Origin of the sequence: Terrabacter sp. 2RAF25 (genome assembly GCF_052115265.1) — a bacterium.
In the GTDB taxonomy this organism is placed as follows: domain Bacteria; phylum Actinomycetota; class Actinomycetes; order Actinomycetales; family Dermatophilaceae; genus Terrabacter.
Genome location: NZ_JBFRGJ010000006.1, coordinates 27,036 through 43,623 on the forward strand (window position 1 = coordinate 27,036; position 16,588 = coordinate 43,623).

A 16,588-nucleotide genomic window follows, 5' to 3' on the forward strand; every position below is an offset into this window, starting at 1 on the left:
GTCAGGCGGAGGTGTTCGGGCGCCAGCCGCGGGGGCGCACCGAGATCATGTCGATGCTCGCGTCGTCACCGGCGTCGATGGCGAGGCGCGCGGCCCGCACCACCGACTGCACGTCGAGGTAGGCCGAGGCGTCGTAGTCGGCGCCCTCGAACTCGACGAGTTCGTGCTGCATGTCGGTGTCGACGCGTCCGGGGTGCAGTGAGGTCACGCGCACGCCGTGCTCCCGCTCCTCCTGGCGCAGCGAGTCGGTGAGGGCCCGCAGCGCGAACTTCGAGGCGCAGTAGGCGCCCGATGACGGCGACGCCGTGAGCCCCGACCCGGAGTTCACGGTGATGACGAGGCCGTGGGCGCGGCGCAGAGCCGGCAGCAGCGCCTTCGTCACCGCGGCGACGGCGGTGACGTTGACGGTCAGCGACTCGGTCCAGTCGCTCACCGGTGAGTCGGCGACGCTGCCGTTGCGCAGCACGCCGGCCGAGTGCACCAGGACGTCGACCCGGTCGAGCCTCGGGACGAGCGCGTCCAGCGCCCTCTCGAGCGAGCCGGCGGAGGAGCAGTCGGCGAGGTCGGCGACGAGGCCCTCCGCGGACGGCAGCCGGTCGACCACCGACGCGACGGACTCGGCGCTGCGGCCGCCGACCACGACGTGGTGGGTGTCGGCGAGGTCCTCGGCGACCGCGAGGCCGATGCCTCGCGTCCCGCCGGTCACCACGGCCACGGGTCGAACGGGACGGGGGTTCTCGCTCATGCTCGCCACCCTACGAGCAGCCACGGGGCGCGCTCGACGCCCCCGACGGCATACGCCCTCGGATGTCCTGAGGCTCAGGCGAGGCCGAGGCTCGCGGCCTCCTCCCACAGGTCGTCACGCACCCGCGGGTGCGCGCACTCCTCGATGATGTCGTGGCACTGCTCGCGCTCGCTGCGGCCCCAGAGCGGCGCGCAGCCGTGCTCGGTGACGATGGCGCTCTGCTGGAAGCTCGTCACCGGCTCGTCGAGCAGCGGCACGATGGTCGAGACGTCGGCCTTCGGGTGCCACGAGCGCAGCGCGATGAACGACTGGCCACCGGGGGAGTGCAGCGCGCCGACGATGAAGTCGGTCTGGCCGCCGAAGCCGGAGTGGATGCGGGCGTTGATGCGTGACGCGTTGGCCTGCCCGAAGAGGTCGACCTCGAGCGCCGTGTTGACCGACGTCATCTGCCGCTGCTGGGCGATGAGCCCCGGATCGTTGGTCTTCTCGGTGCGCAGCATCCGCACGCGCTCGTTGCCGTCGAGCCACGCGTAGAGGTCGGTCGACCCGAAGGCGAACGAGGTGACGAGCGGGTGGTCGGGGTCCAGGGCCCCCGCCGCGTCGAGCGCGAGCACGCCGTCGGAGAACATCTCGCTCCACACCCGGATGCCGCGTCGCTTCGTCAGGCCAGCCAGCGTCGCATCGGGCACGGCGCCGATGCCGAGCTGCATCGTCGCCCCGTCGGCCACGCGGGCCGCGACGCGCTCGCCGATGAGCCGGCTCTCGGGGTCGGGCTCCGAGGGCGCGTGCGAGGCCAGCTCGGCGTCGACCTCGACGACGAGGTCGACGTGCTCGAGCGGCACCTGGGCGTCGCCGAAGGTGAAGGGCATCCGCGGGTTGACGACCGCCACGACGAGGCCGCCCCTGGCCCGGCAGGCCTCGATCGCGGCCGGCAGCACGTTGACCTCGAGACCGAGGCTCACCTGTCCGTCACGCGGCGGGGCGCAGTGCAGCAGCACCGCGTCCGGGGGGAGGGCCCGACCGTAGAGCAGCGGCACGAGCGACAGCCTCGACGGCACGTAGTGCAGCCTCGGGTGGCGCCGCATGCCGGGTCCGACGAAACACGTCTCGACGGTCACGCCGTCGCGGTCGGGCAGCCCGGCGGGCGCGTTGAGCGCGTGCAGCACGTAGGAGGGCTGCGCCGCGTCGAGCGCACGCACCGCCTCCCAGGGCACCGCCATGTTGCCGCTGACGACGACGCGAGGGTTGGTGGGCAGGGTCCCGAGCCGCCGGGTGAGCTCGTCGATCGTCGCCGTTCGCACGCTCTCATCCTCGCGCAGCCGCGACCACGGGGCTTGCGTATGCCGCCGACGTGACGAACGTCGCTCACCTCGCTCGCGTACGCCCCGAGGTCACCGCAAACGGGTCAGCTGGCCTTCTTGGTGGCGGCCTTCTTCGTCGTCGACTTCTTGGCAGCGGTCTTCTTCGCCGTGGACGTCTTCGCGGTGGTCTTCTTGGCCGTCGTCTTCTCAGCGGTCTTCTTCGAGCCGTCCGAGTCGTCGCTCGAGTCGGCGGCGCTCACCGCCGAGCCCGAGCCGCCCGAGCCCGAGCCGCTCGAGCCACCCGACTTGGCGGCCTTGGCCTTGTCGACGCTGCGCTGCAGCGCCGCGAGCAGGTCGACGACCTCGGTCTCCTCGCCCTTCGCCTCGGGGGTCTCGGTGATGTCGCCTCCCTCGATCTTGGTCGCCACGAGCTGGGTGACGGCGTCGGAGTAGTCGTCCTCGAACTCGTCGGGCTCGTAGTCGCCCGACAGCGAGTCGACGAGCGAGGAGGCCATCGCGAGCTCCTTGGCCGTCGCGTGGGTGTCCTCCGAGAGCGACTCGAACTCCGGGGTGCGCACCTCGTCGGCCCACAGCAGCGTCTGCAGCACGATGACGCCGTCGCGCACGCGGAGCACGGCGAGGGTCATGCGCGTGCGCACCGACACGGTGACGAGGGCCATCCGGTCGGCCTTCTCCAGGGCGTCCCGCAGCAGCACGTAGGGCTTGAGGCCGGTCTTGTCGGGCTCGAGGTAGTAGCTCTTGTCGAAGAGGAGCGGGTCGATCTGCTCCGACGGCACGAACTTCTCGATCGAGATCTCCTTCGACGACCTCGACGGAAGGCTCTTGAGGTCCTCGTCGGTCAGCACGACCATCTGGCCGTCGGCCGCCTCGTATCCCTTGGCGATGTCGGAGTAGGGCACCTCCTCGCCGTCGATCGAGCAGACGCGTTGGTACTTGATGCGGCCGCCGTCCTTCTCGTGGACCTGGCGGAACTGCACGTCGTGGTTCTCGGTGGCCGAAAAGAGTCGGACCGGCACATTGACCAGGCCGAACGACACGGCGCCTTTCCAGATGGCTCGCATGAGAACAAGAATGCACCCATGCGCCCCATGCTCGCGACGCCCGCGTCGACCATTCCGGCCGACGACCGCTGGCAGCACGAGGTCAAGTGGGACGGCATGCGCGTCCTGGCCGACGTCCGCGACGGCGAGATGCGCCTGTTCACCCGCACCGAGCGGGACGTCACCGTCGCGTTCCCCGAGCTGCGGGGTCTCCCGAACGAGTACGCCGACATGCTGCTCGACGGCGAGATCGTCTCGATGCGCGACGGCATCCCGTCCTTCGCAGCGATGGCCGAGCGCTTCCACGTCACCGACGCGCGCCGGGCCGCGCTGCTCGCCGAGCAGGCGCCGGTGACGTTGATGACGTTCGACCTGCTGCGCCTCTACGGGGTCGAGCTGCTGGGCCGCACGTGGACCGAGCGACGCTCGACGCTCGAACGCCTAGAGCTCGCGGGCGCCCGCTGGCAGACGCCGCCGACCTTCTCCGACGGCGCCACCCTGCACGCCGCGACGAAGGAGCAGGGGCTCGAGGGCATCGTCTCCAAGCGGGTCGACGCCACGTACGTCCCCGGGCTGCGGTCGCCGTACTGGCTCAAGTCCCCGCACCGGGGCACCGTCTCGGTCGTCATCGGTGGGTGGCGCCCCGAGTCCACCGGCACCGTCTCCCGGCGGCTCGGCGCGGTGCTCGTCGGCGTGCCCAGTCCCGGCGGCCTGCGCTACCTCGGGCGTGTCGGGTCGGGCCTTGCAGGTAAGACGGGACAGGCACTGATGCGCGATCTCGACGCGCTGACCTCGGTCGAATCCCCTTTTGCCACAGATGTTCCCGCCGAGGACTCCACCGGTGCGACCTGGGTGCACCCCGTGCTCGTCGCCGACGTGCAGTCGCTGGGACTCAGCGGGCAGGGCAGACTGCGCCAGCCGGCATACAAGGGCTTGCGCAGCGACCTCACCCCTGGAGACGTCGACGACCACGGGGACGGTGAGTGATGCCCTACGAGGCGCCGAAGGTGACCGTCGAGGTGGATGGCAGGCGGATGAAGCTGTCGAGCCTCGAGAAGGTCATGTACCCCAGGGCCGGCACGACCAAGGCGCAGGTGATCGACTACTACGCGCGCATTGCGCCGGTCATCCTGCCGCATCTGCGCGACCGCGCCGTCACGCGAATCCGCTTCCCGCACGGTGTCGGTGACATGCAGTTCTTCGAGAAGAACATCCCGTCCGGCACGCCGGCGTGGATCCGGCGCGCCGGGCGCGACCCCGTCTTCCCCTTCATCGACGACCTGGCCGGCCTCACCTTCTTCGCCAACCTCAACTCGCTCGAGCTGCACGTGCCGCAGTGGCGCTACGAGGGCGAGGGGCGCGACGCGGTGCCGCTCGGGCCCGACCGCCTCGTCATCGACCTCGACCCGGGACCCGGCACGGGGCTGCACGAGTGCGCCCGCGTGGCACTCATCGTGCGCGAGCGGCTGAGCGGCATCGGCCTCGACACGGTGCCGGTCACCAGTGGTAGCAAGGGACTCCAGCTGTATGCCGTGCTGCCGGGGGCGTACACGAGCGACCAGATCCGCGACACCGTGCAGCAGCTCGCGCAGGAGCTGACGAAGCAGCACCCCGACCTCATCGTGTGGAAGATGGCGAAGGAGCTGCGGCCGGGCAAGATCTTCCTCGACTGGAGCCAGAACGTCGCGGCCAAGACGACCGTGTGCCCCTACTCCCTTCGTGGTCGCGACCGGCCCACCGTGGCGGCGCCGAGGTCGTGGGACGAGATCGAGGCCGGGGCCTCGGGCGACGACCTCGTGCAGCTGACGGCCGACGAGGTGCTCGACCGGGTCGCCCGCGACGGCGACCTGGCGGCCGAGATCACCCGGTAGCTCTCAGGCAGCAACCGCCTCGGGGCGTGGCGGACGACGAAGGGCCCGGCATCCGTGCGGATGCCGGGCCCTTCGTTCGGACTGCTCGTCAGTGCGCCTTGTCGTAGGCGGACTGGATGTCGGCCGAGATGCGGCCACGGTCGGAGACCGTGTGCCCGTTGGCGCGCGCCCACTCGCGCACGGCGGTCAGGTCGGTGCGCTTCGCGGAGCCGGCCGCCCGACGGCGCGTGGAGGCCTTGGCGGCTCCGGCACGACGCGCGTGACCGGTCCAGGTGGCAAGGTCGTCGCGCAGCTTCTTGGCGTTCTTGTCGGACAGGTCGATCTCGTAGGTCACACCATCAAGGGCGAAGGTGACGGTCTCTTCGGCGTTTCCGCCGTCGATGTCGTCGATCAACACCACTTCGACACGCTGAGCCATTTTTCTCCATCTGAAGTTGTCGGTCTGGGAGGGGAAAGCCGCGAATACATGACCCGCGGCAGGATCAATTTACAGGTAATCGCGTCTGAATGCATTTCCTCTATGCACATTCAATGCGACGACTGTCGGTTCATCCATCAATCGTCACGGTCGATGTGCGGCGAATTGCGCGGGAGTGACGCTTCCCCGACCTTTGTTCGCGCCTTTCAGCGGCCGCTCGACGAGCTGTCCGGAGCGGTGTTGCCGGTGTTGCCGGTGGAGTCGGCGGCGGAAGTGCGGTCGTGAGCGGCCTCCCAACGGGCCTGTGCCAACCGCTCGCGACGGTCGCCCTCGAGGATGCTCTTGATCACGAAGTAGAAGAGCGTGCCCATGCCGATCGTCGGGACGATGGCGAGCACATACGGCAGAACCGATTCCATGTACGCCATTTTCTCACGTGCGGCGGCCCGCCCTGCCCGGCGCTGTCCCACCCGGCCCGTACGGTCATGCCATGGCTACCAGGACGACGACCCGGCGCACCCCCGGATTCCGCTGCGGCGAGTGCGGGTGGACCACCGTCAAATGGGTCGGCCGCTGCGGCGAGTGCCAGGCGTGGGGCACCGTCGCCGAGACGGGCGCGGCCACCGCGGCCCGCACCACCGCGGCCTCGGTGGTCACTCCGGCCCAGCGCATTGCCGACGTCGACGTGACGCGCGCCGCCGCCCGTCCGACGGGCGTCGCCGAGTTCGACCGCGTGCTCGGCGGCGGTCTCGTGCCGGGTGGGGTGGTGCTCGTCGCGGGCGAGCCCGGGGTCGGCAAGTCGACGCTGCTGCTCGACGTCGCCGCGCGCACCGCCCGTTCCGGCGCCGACGTCCTTTACGTCAGCGGTGAGGAGTCCGCGGCCCAGGTGCGCACCCGCGCCGAGCGCATCTCGGCGATGGCCGACTCGCTCTACCTCGCTGCCGAGACCGACCTCGCGACCGTGCTCGGCCACATCGAGTCCCGGTCGCCCTCTCTGCTCGTCGTCGACTCGGTCCAGACCATCGCCAGTGCCGACGTCGAGGGTCAGGCGGGCAACGTCTCGCAGGTCCGCGAGGTCGCGGGCAGCCTCATCCAGGCCGCGAAGGCGCGCGGGGTGGCCGTCCTGCTCGTGGGCCATGTCACCAAGGACGGCTCGATCGCCGGCCCGCGCGTGCTCGAGCACCTCGTCGACGTCGTCATCCAGTTCGAGGGCGACCGGCACTCACGCCTGCGGCTCGTGCGTGCCGTGAAGAACCGCTTCGGCCCCACCGACGAGGTCGGCTGCTTCGACCTGTCCGACGTCGGCATCACTGGCCTCCCCGATCCCAGTGGACTGTTCCTGTCCACTCGCGACCACGCGGTGCCCGGCACCTGTGTGACGGTCACGCTCGAGGGCCGCCGGCCCCTGGTCGCCGAGGTGCAGGCACTCGTCGCGCCGTCCACGCTCCCGTCGCCGCGGCGCACCTCGAGCGGGCTCGACTCGTCGCGTCTGGCCATGGTCATCGCCGTCCTCGACAAGCGCGCCGGCGCCCCGGTCGGCTCTCGCGACATCTTCGCCGCCACCGTCGGAGGCGTGCGCATCACCGAGCCGGCCGCCGACCTCGCCATCGTCTGCGCCCTCGCGTCCTCCGTCGTCGACCAGCCGCTCGCCACCGACGTCGTCGCCTTCGGTGAGGTCGGGCTCGCGGGCGAGGTGCGTCGCGTCACCGGTCTCGACCGCCGGCTGGCCGAGGCCGCTCGGCTCGGGTTCCGCCACGCCCTCGTGCCGGCGGGCAGTCTCGCCGACTCGACGGTGCCTGACGGCATCCGAGCGGTCGAGGTGTCCGACGTCGCGAGAGCCATCGAGGCGATGGGCCGCCTCGCCGGTGGGCGACCATCGGCGGCACCAGCCGTCGGCACCGTCTAGACTGCGACCGACCGGGGTGGACGCCCTCGGCGCCCCCATTGCGAACAGGGAAGTGATGGACCGGAACGACGAGCTGCTGCTGCGCGCGGCCCTCGCCGCGGTAGCCCCGGGAACGGATCTGCGCGACAGCCTCGAACGCATCCTGCGCGGTCGCACCGGGGCGCTCATCGTGCTCGGCTTCGACCGTGTGGTCGAGTCGCTCTGCACGGGCGGGTTCACGCTCGACGTCGAGTTCTCCGCCACGCGCCTGCGCGAGCTGGCCAAGATGGACGGCGCCGTCGTGCTCGACCGCGAGGGCACGCGCATCCTGCGCGCCGCCACCCAGCTCGTGCCCGACTCGAGCATCGAGACCACCGAGTCTGGCACGCGCCACCGCACGGCCGAGCGGGTGGCCAAGCAGACGGGCTACCCCGTCATCTCGGTGAGCCAGTCGATGGGCGTCGTGGCCCTCTATGTCGGCGACCTGCGCCACGTCATCGAGGGCTCGCCCACCACGCTGTCGCGGGCCGACCAGGCGCTACAGACCCTCGAGCGCTACAAGGCCCGCCTCGACGAGGTCACGGGCACGTTGTCGGCCCTCGAGATCGAGGACCTCGTCACGATCCGCGACGTCACCGCCGTGCTCCAGCGCCTCGAGATGGTGCGCCGCATCTCGGCCGAGATCCAGGACTACGTCGTCGAGCTCGGCACCGACGGCCGCCTGCTCAGCCTGCAGCTCGAGGAGCTCGTCGGCGGCCTCGGCAACGACCGCGAGCTCGTCATCCGCGACTACCTTCCCGCGACGAAGTCGGGTCTCGACCTCCCCGAGGCGCTCGGCAACCTCCAGACCCTCAACGCCGTCGAGCTGCTCGACCTCGCGGCCGGCGCTCGCGCCGTCGGCTTCTCGGTCGTCGGTGACAGCCTCGACGCGCCCGTGTCGCCGCAGGGCTACCGGCTCCTCACCAAGGTGCCGCGCCTGCCCGCCGCGATCGTCGACCGCCTCGTCAACCACTTCGAGTCGCTGCAGCGCCTCCTGGCGGCCGGCATCGAGGACCTCATGCTCGTCGAGGGCGTCGGCGAGGGCCGTGCCCGCGCCGTTCGCGAGGGCCTTTCGCGCCTCGCCGAGTCGAGCATCCTCGAGCGCTACGTCTGACGCGCGTCTTTTCTTGCGAATGCCGTCCAGCCAGGTTCCGCTGTCCCAGCGCCCTCCGCTGTCGCTGCTCTCCGTGCTCCACGAGCGGGTCAACGAGTGGTACGGCAAGGCCGGGCGCACGCACTTGCCCTGGCGCGAGCCCGACTGCAGCCCGTGGGGAGTGTTCCTCTCCGAGGTGATGTCGCAGCAGACGCCCCTCGCCCGGGTCGAGCCCGCCTGGCGCGAGTGGATGGAGCGCTGGCCGACGCCGGCCGACCTTGCCGCCGCACCGCCCGGCGACGCCGTGCGGGCCTGGGGCCGACTCGGCTATCCGCGTCGGGCGCTCCGGCTGCACGAGGCGGCGACCGTGATGGTGGCGCGCCACGGGGGTGAGGTGCCCTGCACGCCCGAGGAGCTCCTCGCCCTGCCGGGGGTCGGCGCCTACACGGCCGCCGCGGTGTCCTGCTTCGCCTTCGGCATCCCTGAGGTCGTCGTCGACACGAACGTGCGACGCGTGCTCGCGCGCACCCTCGAGGGCAAGGCCTTCCCGAACCCGACCCTCAACCGTGCCGAGACGCTCCTCGCGGCCGAGTCGATGCCGGCCGAGCGCGACACCGCCAACACGTGGAACGTCGCCGTGATGGAGCTCGGCGCGCTCGTCTGCGTGGCCCGTGGCCCGCGCTGTGACGACTGCCCCGTCGCCGACCTCTGCGCCTGGAACGTCTCGGGCAGGCCGGCCTACGACGGACCGCCGCGCAGGGGGCAGGCGTGGCACGGCACCGACCGCCAGGTCCGTGGCGAGCTGCTGCGACGGCTGCGGGAGGCGCACGACGCGGTGCCGTTCGCGACTCTCGAGGACTCGGCCGACGACCGTGCGCAGGTCATGCGCTGCCTCGACTCGCTCGTGGCCGACGGCCTCGTCGAACCGCTCTCCCGGCGCCGCTTCCGCCTCCCCGCCTGAGCCCCCAACCACTTGACCCGTTCGGTCGCGAGGACCACCCGCGTAGCTCCCCCTCCCCGTCGAGTGCCCACTTCCCGACATGGTTCCGGGGCGCCAGGAACTGCGCTCTCGACGTGTCGGGGTGCCTTCCCCCAACGTCGAGTGCCCACTTCCCGCCCGGGTCAGACGTTGCCGAGCACGATCGTCACGTCGACGGCGAGCACCACGCGCTCGGGGTTGGGGCGCGGCTGCCGGTAGCGGACGGCATACCGCTCCTCGGCGTCGGTGACCGCGGCCGGGTCGTCGAGGAGGCGGGCGGTGCCCTCGAGCGACAGCCAGTGCCGGCCGTCGACCTGGCACAGCACCGCCGAGCAGCCGGCCAGGGCGTTGCGCGCCTTGCGGCTGCCGCGGCTCGTGATCACCCGCGCGACGGACGTTGCCGGGTCCCAGGTGAAGCCCACGGGAACGACGTGGGGGCGGCCATTCGGGCGGAGGGTCGTCAGGGTCGCCAGGTGTCGGACGGTGAGGAAGTCGAGTGCCTCGGGGGAGAGGTCGTCGGGTCGGGTGCCCACGTCGGTGCCGTCGCGGTTCAGACGAGGAGGCTGAGCAGCATGACGAGCGCGAAGCCGACGACGGAGATGACCGTCTCCATCACGGACCACGACTTGATCGTCTCCCCCACGGTCAGGCCGAAGTACTCCTTGACGAGCCAGAACCCGGCGTCGTTGACGTGGCTGAAGAAGAGCGAGCCGCAGCCGATCGCGAGCACCAGCAGCGCGAGGTGGCTCGTCGTGAGCGTCGACGCGAGCGGGCCGACGATGCCGGCCGCCGTGATCGTGGCGACGGTGGCGGACCCGGTGCCGAGGCGGATGAGGACCGCGACGAGCCAGCCCAGCAGCAGCACGGAGATGTTCACGCCGGTGGCCCAGTCCTTGATGACGTCACCGACGCCGGCGTCGACGAGCGTCTGCTTGAAGCCGCCACCGGCAGCCACGATGAGGATGATGCCGGCGATGCCCGGCAGGCTGGCGCCGAAGCTGTCGCTGACCTGCATCCGGGTCATGCCGGAGGCCAGGCCGAGCCGGAAGTAGCAGAAGATGACGGCGATGAGCAGCGCCACGACGGGAGTTCCGAAGACGTCGATGACCTTGCGCACCCCAGCGTTCTCGTCGGTCACGAGCAGCTTGGTGATCGCATCCACGAGCATGAGCAGGACCGGGAGCGTGATGGCGATGATCGCGGAGCCGAAGCCGACCCGCCGGCGCCCCGGCGCGAGAGGCGCGTCCAGCTCGTCGAGGTCGGTGAACCGGCCGCTTCCGCCTCGCCCTTCAGAACGGGCGCCGGAGCGAACGTCAGAACCCGGTCCACGCCCTCGATCGGCTCGTGCGGTCCCGCCGGTCCCGCCGGTCCCGACGGTCCCGCCCGTCCCGACGGAGCTCGCGCCAGCCCCCACCGCCACCGGGACGCCCGCCGGCGCCTCGACGTACTTGGGCACCCACTGGTCGACGAAGCGGGCGAGCACCGGCCCGGCGACGATGACGGTCGGGATGGCGATGATGATGCCGTAGAGCAGGGTGCGGCCCAGGTCGGCGTTGAGCAGGCCGATGGCGGTCAGCGGGCCCGGGTGGGGCGGCACCAGCCCGTGCAGCACCGAGAGACCGGCAAGCGCCGGGATGCCGACCTTCATGACGGACAGACCGGTCTTGCGGGCCACGAGGATGACGACCGGCACGAGGAGGACGACGCCGACCTCGAAGAAGAGCGGCAGGCCGAGGATCGCCGCGATCGCCGCCATCATCCACGGCAGGCCGTTCTGGCCGACGCGGCCGACGAGGGTCGACACGATCCGGTTGGCGCCGCCCGAGTCCTCGAGCATCTTTCCGATCATGGCGCCCAGCGCGATGAGCACGCCCACCGAGCCCGTCGTCGAGCCGAATCCCTTGATGAAGCTGTCGACGATGTCGCCGGGTGGCATGGTCGCGACGGCGCCGAGCACCGCGGACCCGAGCATGAGCGAGAGGAAGGGATGCAGCTTCACGACGGTGATGAGCAGGACGACGGCGAGGATGCCGAGGACGCACGCGGCCACGAGCTGACCGTTGCCGGCGTACGGCGCGTCGGCGCTGCGCGCCACCGTGGGAAGCAGGCCTGAACGGTGGTTCGGGGCGAGGGCGGTCGTCAGGGTCGGTGCCAGGGCGGAGAGCATCATGACTGGTGGTCCTTCCGTAGGTCGAGAGCCCGCAGGGCCCGGTCGAGCACCTCGGCGGCGCTCCCCTCGTTGACGACGTTGACGCCCGGCTCGTCGGGCTCGAGAGGTTCGAGGGTGGCGAGCTGGCTGGGCAGCAGCGACGGCGGCATGTAGTGCCCGGGCCGGTGCTCCATGCGGTCCTGGATCACCTCGCTCGGTGCCTCCATGTGGAGGAAGCGCACGTGCGGGCGGCCCCGGCGGAGCAGATCCCGGTAGACCCGGCGCAGCGCGGAGCAGGTGACCACCGCGGACTCGCCAGCGGCCTCCTTGCCGCTGATCCAGTCGCCGATGGACTCGAGCCACGGCCAGCGGTCGTCGTCGGTGAGCGGCCGGCCGGACGCCATCTTCGCGACATTGGCCTCGGAGTGGAAGGCGTCGCCCTCGGCGAACTCCCAGCGCATGACCGTCGAGATGCCCTTGGCGACCGTCGTCTTGCCACTGCCGCTCACACCCATCACGATCACGACGTCAGGTGCCGTCGCGTCTCGGGCCGTGTCGGGCTCTTGCTCGGGGTCAGGGTCGGGCACGCCTCGAACGTACTCCGTTGAACCAGCGCAGACGCGTCTGTAGGGTCGCTCTTTGTGCCCGATCCCCCCAGACCGTCGTGAACACCTTCTGGGTGCTCGTGCGGGCCGGGTTCCGGCGGCACTCGACCTACCGCCTGGCGCTGCTCGCGGGCATGACGACGAACTCCGTCTTCGGCATCATCCGGGCCTCGATCCTGCTGGCGGCGCTGACGTCCGCGAACGCCTCCATCGGTGGCTACGACAGGCCGACGACGATCGCCTTCGTGTGGTGGGGCCAGGCACTGCTCGGCGCCGTCAACCTCTGGGGCTTCGCCGAGGTCAAGGACCGGGTGCGGTCCGGGGACATCGCGGTCGACTTCCTGCGGCCGATCGACCCCCAGTTCGCTTACCTCGCAGGTGATCTCGGAAGAGCAGGCATCAACCTGGTCGGTCGAGGGCTGCCCGCCCTGCTGCTCGGGGCTCTGCTCTTCGACATGGCGTGGCCCCCCTCAGCGGTCAGCTGGGCGGTGGGGGCCGTGTCGGTCGGGCTGGCCGTCGTCGTCGCCTTCTCCGGCAACTTCGTCATCAACCTGCTGGCGTTCTGGCTCATCGAGATCCGTGGCATCACGCTGCTCTGGATGATCACGGGCGGGCTGTTGTGCGGCCTCTATCTGCCCGTGCCGTGGTTCCCCGACTGGCTGCGCACGCTGGCGCAGTGGTCGCCGTTCCCGTCCATGTTGCAGAACCCCATCGACATCCTGGCCGGCCGCGTCGTCGGCGCCGACATCGCGTCTGCCGTTGCGGTGCAGGTCTTCTGGGCGATCGTGCTGCTCGCGCTCGGCCAGGTCGTGCTGCGTGCCGGCCGCCGCCGACTGGAGGTGCAGGGTGGCTGACTCGCGTCCTTCGCTGTCGCAGCGGTTGCGGCCGTACCGGGTGCTCCTCGCGTCGCGCGCCCGCGCCCAGATGCAGTACCGCGCCTCCTTCGTCACCGACATCCTGGGGACCGTCGGGGTGGGGCTCGCCGAGTTCGCCGAGGTGTGGGTCATCTTCCACAACGTCACGTTCCTCGGCGGGCTCGACTTCAACGCGGCCCTGCTCGTCTTCGCGCTGTCCAACCTCGCCTTCTCGCTGGCCGACATGTTTGTCGGCCACCTCGACCAGCTGCCGGTCTACATCCGCGCCGGGCAGGTGGACGCCTTCTACGTCAGGCCGCTCCCGCTGCTCGCCCAGCTGATGACGAGCGAGCTGTCGATGCGACGGATCGGCCGGCTGTCCGTCGCCCTGGTCGCCCTCGTGGTGTCACTGACGACGGGCTCCGTCGAGTGGTCGCCGACGAAGGTGCTGCTCATCGTGCTCACGGTCGTCAGCGGCACCGCGATCTTCGCCGCCCTCTTCACGGCCGCCGGAGGGCTGCAGTTCTTTCTCGTGGACGGCTCGGAGTTCACCAACGCGTTCACCTACGGCGGGTCGTATGCCGCCCAGCAGAGCCAGCAGGTCTTCCCCGGCCCGCTCCGGATCTTCTGGACCTTCGTCGTCCCCACGGCCTTCGTGGCCTACCTTCCTGCGGTCGCGATCCTCGACCTGCCCGGAGACCACCTCGCGCCCCAGTGGCTCGCCTGGTTCACGCCCCTGGCTGCGCTGCTCGCGTGGGGCATCGCCGGGCTGTGCTGGAGACTCGGGACCCGTCACTACCAAGGAGCCGGCGGATGAGCATCATCGAGACCCGTGACCTCGTGCGCGACTTCAAGAAGACCCGCGCCGTCGACCGCATGACCTTCACGGTCGAGCCGGGCGAGTCGGTCGGCTACATCGGGGCGAACGGCGCCGGCAAGTCGACGACCATCAAGATGCTGACCGGCATCCTCAAACCCACGTCCGGCCATGTGCGCACGTGCGGCCTGGACCCGATGCGCGAGCGCATCGCCGTGGCGCGCCGGGTCGGAGTCGTGTTCGGGCAGCGGTCCCAGCTCTGGTGGGACCTGCCCCTCCGCGACTCCTTCTCGATCCTGGCCGCGATCCACAGCCTCGACCAGCAGGAGGCGCGGGCGCGCACCGACATGCTCGTCGAGCAGCTCGAGATGGGGTCGCAGCTCGGGACCCCCGTGCGTTCCCTGTCGCTCGGGCAGCGCATGCGCGCCGAGATCGCAGCCGCGCTGCTGCACTCGCCCGACCTGCTCATCCTCGACGAGCCGACGATCGGACTCGACGTGCTGTCCAAGCAGCGCCTGCGCGAGTTCCTCGTGGCCGAGCGCCGAGAGCGCGGCACCACGCTGCTGCTGACGACGCACGACATGGGCGACATCGAGCGGCTCTGCGACCGGGTGCTCGTCGTCGACCGCGGACGGCTCGCCTTCGACGGCACCCTGACCGGACTGGCTGCGACCGTGGGGGCGCAGCGCATCCTCGTCATCGACCTCGCGCAACCGACACCCGACCTCGACGACATCCCTCGCGCCCGGCTGCTCGGCAGCGAGTCCGACGGGCTGCGCCAGCGGCTCGCCTTCGACTCCGAGGCGACGACCGCCGCGGCCGTGCTGGCGCAGGTCTCGGCCCGGCACGAGGTGCGCGACCTCACCATCGAGGAACCCGACATCGAGGACGTCGTGCGTCGCATCTACGCCGCGTCCGGCCGCAGCTGAGCCCCGCAGCTGAGCCCCGCAGTTGAGCACCGCAGTTGAGCACCGCGAGGGTCAGAGGGTGCGGAGCATCCGGGTGTTGCCGAGGGTGTTGGGCTTGACCCGTTCGAGGTCGAGGAACTCGGCGACGCCTTCGTCGTAGGACCGCAGCAGCTCGGCGTAGACGTCCATCGGCACGGCCTGCCCCTCGATGGCCTCGAACCCGTGTCGCACGAAGAAGTCGGTCTCGAAGGTGAGGCAGAAGAGGCGCTCGACCCCGATCTCGCGGGCGTCCTCGACGAGAGCCTCGAGCAGCCGGCCGCCGAGTCCGGTGCCGAGCATCTCGGGCGCGACCGCGAGGGTGCGGATCTCGGCGAGGTCCTCCCACATGACGTGGAGCGCGCCGCAGCCGACGACCCGCCCGTCGAGCTCGGCGACCCGGAACTCCTGGAGGCTCTCGAAGTAGGTGACCGCCTCCTTGCTGACGAGCACCCGACGCTCGGCGAGCGGGGCCACGAGGGCCCGGATGTCGCGTACGTCGGACGTGCGCGCCCGTCGCAGGACGGGCGTGGAGGCGTACGCGTTCGGCTCGTTCGTCACGTCGCTCACGTCAGGTTCCCGTCGCGGAACTGCGCGAACAGCCGCCGGGCCTCGTTGCCGAGCACGACGATCGACTGCGCGCCTGCCGTGCCGAAGGCGCCCTTGGCGACGCCGCGGCCGACCTCGAGTGGGCTCACCTGGTGCAGCCCGGCCGTGAACGTGAGGATCTGCTCGGCGGTCAGGTTGCTCTTGCCGACCTTGCTGAAGCTGGTCAGCGCCGACGGGATCGCGATCGGGCCGGCGAGCTTCGCCTTGACGGCAGCCGCGAGGATCACCTCGCCCTGGTGACGTGAGCGGCCGAAGTCGCCGTCAGGCAGGGTTTTTCGCTCACGGGCGTAGGCCAGCGCCTGCTTGCCGGTGAGGGTCTGCGGGCCGGCCTTGATGACCATGTTGCGGGCGTGCGAGGCGACGACGGTCTTCGGGATGACGATCGGGATGCCGCCCTGCTCGTCGACGATCTTCGTGAAGCCGGTGAAGCCCAGCACGACGTAGCCCTCGACCGGCAGGCCGGTGACGTTGCGGACGGTGCTCACCTGCGCCTTCGGGCCGCCGAACACCATGGCGGAGTTGATTTTCCCCCTGCCGCCGGTCGAGAGGGGCACGTAGAGATCACGGGCGATCCCCATGACGCCGCCGCCCCCGTTGCCGTCGATGCCGATGACCTGGAGCACGTCGGCGCGCGTGCGCTCGAGCGGCTGGCCCGGGCGCGCGTCGGACCCGATCGCCAGCACCCAGCGCGGCCCCGGGCCGAGGCTCGGCTTCTCGACGCCCAGCGACGGCCACCAGCCGCCGACGACCTTCCAGGTCGGCCCGACGGCGAGCGTGACGTCGTCGCCGGAGGTGACCACGGCGACGGGGGTGCCCATCCACGAGCCGACCTCGGCCCTCGCGTCCAGGGTGCCCGTCGCCGCCCTGCGACCCTTGAGCGCGGCAGCTGCGGTGGGCGAGGCCGTACGCGTGAGGTCACCCCCCGCGTACACGGTGCGCACCAGCGCGGCGAGGGACGCGGGTGCGCCGACGATCTGTGGACCTTTCTGTGCCGGGGCGTCGGACGTCGTGCCCGAGGTCGCGCTCGACGTCCTTCGGGACGCTGAGCCCGCGGACGGCGTGGACGGGCCCGACGTGCACGCGCCGAGCGTGAGCGCCACCGCCGCCGTGGCCCAGCCCGCGCGCACCGCGAACGAGCGTCGTGAACGCACCGGACGGCATACGTCGTCGGCGCGCCCGCGGTCGGCGGGGCGGTGCTCTGAAGTCACCGCCCCACCG

Annotated in this window: 18 protein-coding genes; 8 read left to right on the forward strand and 10 right to left on the reverse strand. The window is 71.0% G+C overall.

Annotation, left to right across the window (positions count from 1 at the left end):
- Position 1: 1 nt before the first annotated feature.
- From AB4091_RS15215 to ku, 3 genes are all read right to left on the reverse strand, one after another.
- Positions 2–745, reverse strand: a complete 744-nt coding sequence (locus tag AB4091_RS15215) for an SDR family oxidoreductase (RefSeq protein WP_442292600.1) — start codon at positions 743–745, stop codon at positions 2–4.
- Between the two features lie 74 nt (positions 746–819).
- Positions 820–2,046, reverse strand: a complete 1,227-nt coding sequence (locus AB4091_RS15220; RefSeq protein ID WP_442292601.1) for an acetyl-CoA hydrolase/transferase family protein — start codon at positions 2,044–2,046, stop codon at positions 820–822.
- A gap of 104 nt (positions 2,047–2,150) precedes the next feature.
- The gene (gene ku / locus AB4091_RS15225) at positions 2,151–3,128 is read right to left on the reverse strand and encodes a non-homologous end joining protein Ku (RefSeq protein WP_442292602.1); all 978 of its coding nucleotides are present in this window, start codon (positions 3,126–3,128) and stop codon (positions 2,151–2,153) included.
- 18 nt (positions 3,129–3,146) lie between these two features.
- Between ku and ligD (AB4091_RS15230) the strand changes: the two genes are divergently transcribed.
- Positions 3,147–4,094 carry a non-homologous end-joining DNA ligase gene (ligD, locus tag AB4091_RS15230; protein ID WP_442292603.1) on the forward strand — a complete coding sequence of 316 codons (948 nt, stop codon included), beginning with the start codon at positions 3,147–3,149 and terminating at the stop codon, positions 4,092–4,094.
- Positions 4,094–4,978, forward strand: a complete 885-nt coding sequence (gene ligD / locus AB4091_RS15235) for a non-homologous end-joining DNA ligase (protein WP_442292604.1) — start codon at positions 4,094–4,096, stop codon at positions 4,976–4,978. The genes ligD (AB4091_RS15230) and ligD (AB4091_RS15235) overlap by 1 nt, the downstream gene beginning before the upstream one ends.
- An 88-nt stretch (positions 4,979–5,066) precedes the next feature.
- On the opposite strand, the gene AB4091_RS15240 is transcribed toward ligD (AB4091_RS15235), so the two are convergent.
- Positions 5,067–5,396: a histone-like nucleoid-structuring protein Lsr2 gene (locus AB4091_RS15240; protein ID WP_442292605.1), complete on the reverse strand. Its 330-nt coding sequence runs from the start codon at positions 5,394–5,396 to the stop codon at positions 5,067–5,069.
- Positions 5,397–5,602: 206 nt separating this feature from the next.
- Positions 5,603–5,815, reverse strand: coding sequence for a hypothetical protein (locus AB4091_RS15245; protein ID WP_442292606.1), 213 nt, complete (start codon positions 5,813–5,815; stop codon positions 5,603–5,605).
- A gap of 71 nt (positions 5,816–5,886) precedes the next feature.
- Here AB4091_RS15245 and radA point away from each other — a divergent pair, with 71 nt between their 5' ends.
- The 3 genes from radA to AB4091_RS15260 are packed head-to-tail and all read left to right on the forward strand — an operon-like array spanning position 5,887 to position 9,374.
- On the forward strand, positions 5,887–7,302 hold the full coding sequence (gene radA, locus AB4091_RS15250) for a DNA repair protein RadA (RefSeq protein ID WP_442292607.1): 1,416 nt from the start codon (positions 5,887–5,889) through the stop codon (positions 7,300–7,302).
- Between the two features lie 55 nt (positions 7,303–7,357).
- Entirely contained in the window at positions 7,358–8,434 is a 1,077-nt protein-coding gene (gene disA, locus AB4091_RS15255; RefSeq protein ID WP_442292608.1) for a DNA integrity scanning diadenylate cyclase DisA, read from the forward strand.
- Positions 8,435–8,453: 19 nt separating this feature from the next.
- Positions 8,454–9,374: an A/G-specific adenine glycosylase gene (locus tag AB4091_RS15260; RefSeq protein WP_442292609.1), complete on the forward strand. Its 921-nt coding sequence runs from the start codon at positions 8,454–8,456 to the stop codon at positions 9,372–9,374.
- Positions 9,375–9,535: 161 nt separating this feature from the next.
- Here AB4091_RS15260 and AB4091_RS15265 read toward each other — a convergent pair whose 3' ends face one another.
- Genes AB4091_RS15265 through AB4091_RS15275 form a run of 3 tightly spaced genes read right to left on the reverse strand, consistent with a single transcriptional unit; the run spans position 9,536 to position 12,056 of the window.
- Positions 9,536–9,925 (reverse strand): PPOX class F420-dependent oxidoreductase, encoded by a 390-nt coding sequence (locus AB4091_RS15265; RefSeq protein ID WP_442292610.1) that lies wholly within the window; start codon positions 9,923–9,925, stop codon positions 9,536–9,538.
- 17 nt (positions 9,926–9,942) lie between these two features.
- Positions 9,943–11,559: a GntT/GntP/DsdX family permease gene (locus tag AB4091_RS15270; RefSeq protein WP_442293110.1), complete on the reverse strand. Its 1,617-nt coding sequence runs from the start codon at positions 11,557–11,559 to the stop codon at positions 9,943–9,945.
- On the reverse strand, positions 11,559–12,056 hold the full coding sequence (locus AB4091_RS15275; protein WP_442293112.1) for a gluconokinase: 498 nt from the start codon (positions 12,054–12,056) through the stop codon (positions 11,559–11,561). The genes AB4091_RS15270 and AB4091_RS15275 overlap by 1 nt, the downstream gene beginning before the upstream one ends.
- Before the next feature lie 149 nt (positions 12,057–12,205).
- On the opposite strand from AB4091_RS15275, the gene AB4091_RS15280 reads away from it, so the two are divergent.
- The 3 genes from AB4091_RS15280 to AB4091_RS15290 are packed head-to-tail and all read left to right on the forward strand — an operon-like array spanning position 12,206 to position 14,746.
- Complete coding sequence (locus AB4091_RS15280; RefSeq protein ID WP_442292611.1) at positions 12,206–13,000, forward strand: ABC transporter permease; 795 nt, start codon at positions 12,206–12,208, stop codon at positions 12,998–13,000.
- Entirely contained in the window at positions 12,993–13,817 is an 825-nt protein-coding gene (locus AB4091_RS15285) for an ABC transporter permease (RefSeq protein WP_442292612.1), read from the forward strand. The genes AB4091_RS15280 and AB4091_RS15285 overlap by 8 nt, the downstream gene beginning before the upstream one ends.
- Complete coding sequence (locus AB4091_RS15290; protein ID WP_442292613.1) at positions 13,814–14,746, forward strand: ABC transporter ATP-binding protein; 933 nt, start codon at positions 13,814–13,816, stop codon at positions 14,744–14,746. Before AB4091_RS15285 ends, AB4091_RS15290 begins: the two co-directional genes overlap by 4 nt.
- A 51-nt stretch (positions 14,747–14,797) precedes the next feature.
- On the opposite strand, the gene AB4091_RS15295 is transcribed toward AB4091_RS15290, so the two are convergent.
- Both AB4091_RS15295 and AB4091_RS15300 read right to left on the reverse strand, forming a co-directional pair.
- Positions 14,798–15,322, reverse strand: coding sequence for an amino-acid N-acetyltransferase (locus tag AB4091_RS15295; protein WP_442293114.1), 525 nt, complete (start codon positions 15,320–15,322; stop codon positions 14,798–14,800).
- Between the two features lie 5 nt (positions 15,323–15,327).
- Positions 15,328–16,578: an LCP family protein gene (locus tag AB4091_RS15300; protein WP_442292614.1), complete on the reverse strand. Its 1,251-nt coding sequence runs from the start codon at positions 16,576–16,578 to the stop codon at positions 15,328–15,330.
- Between the last annotated feature and the right edge of the window lie 10 nt (positions 16,579–16,588).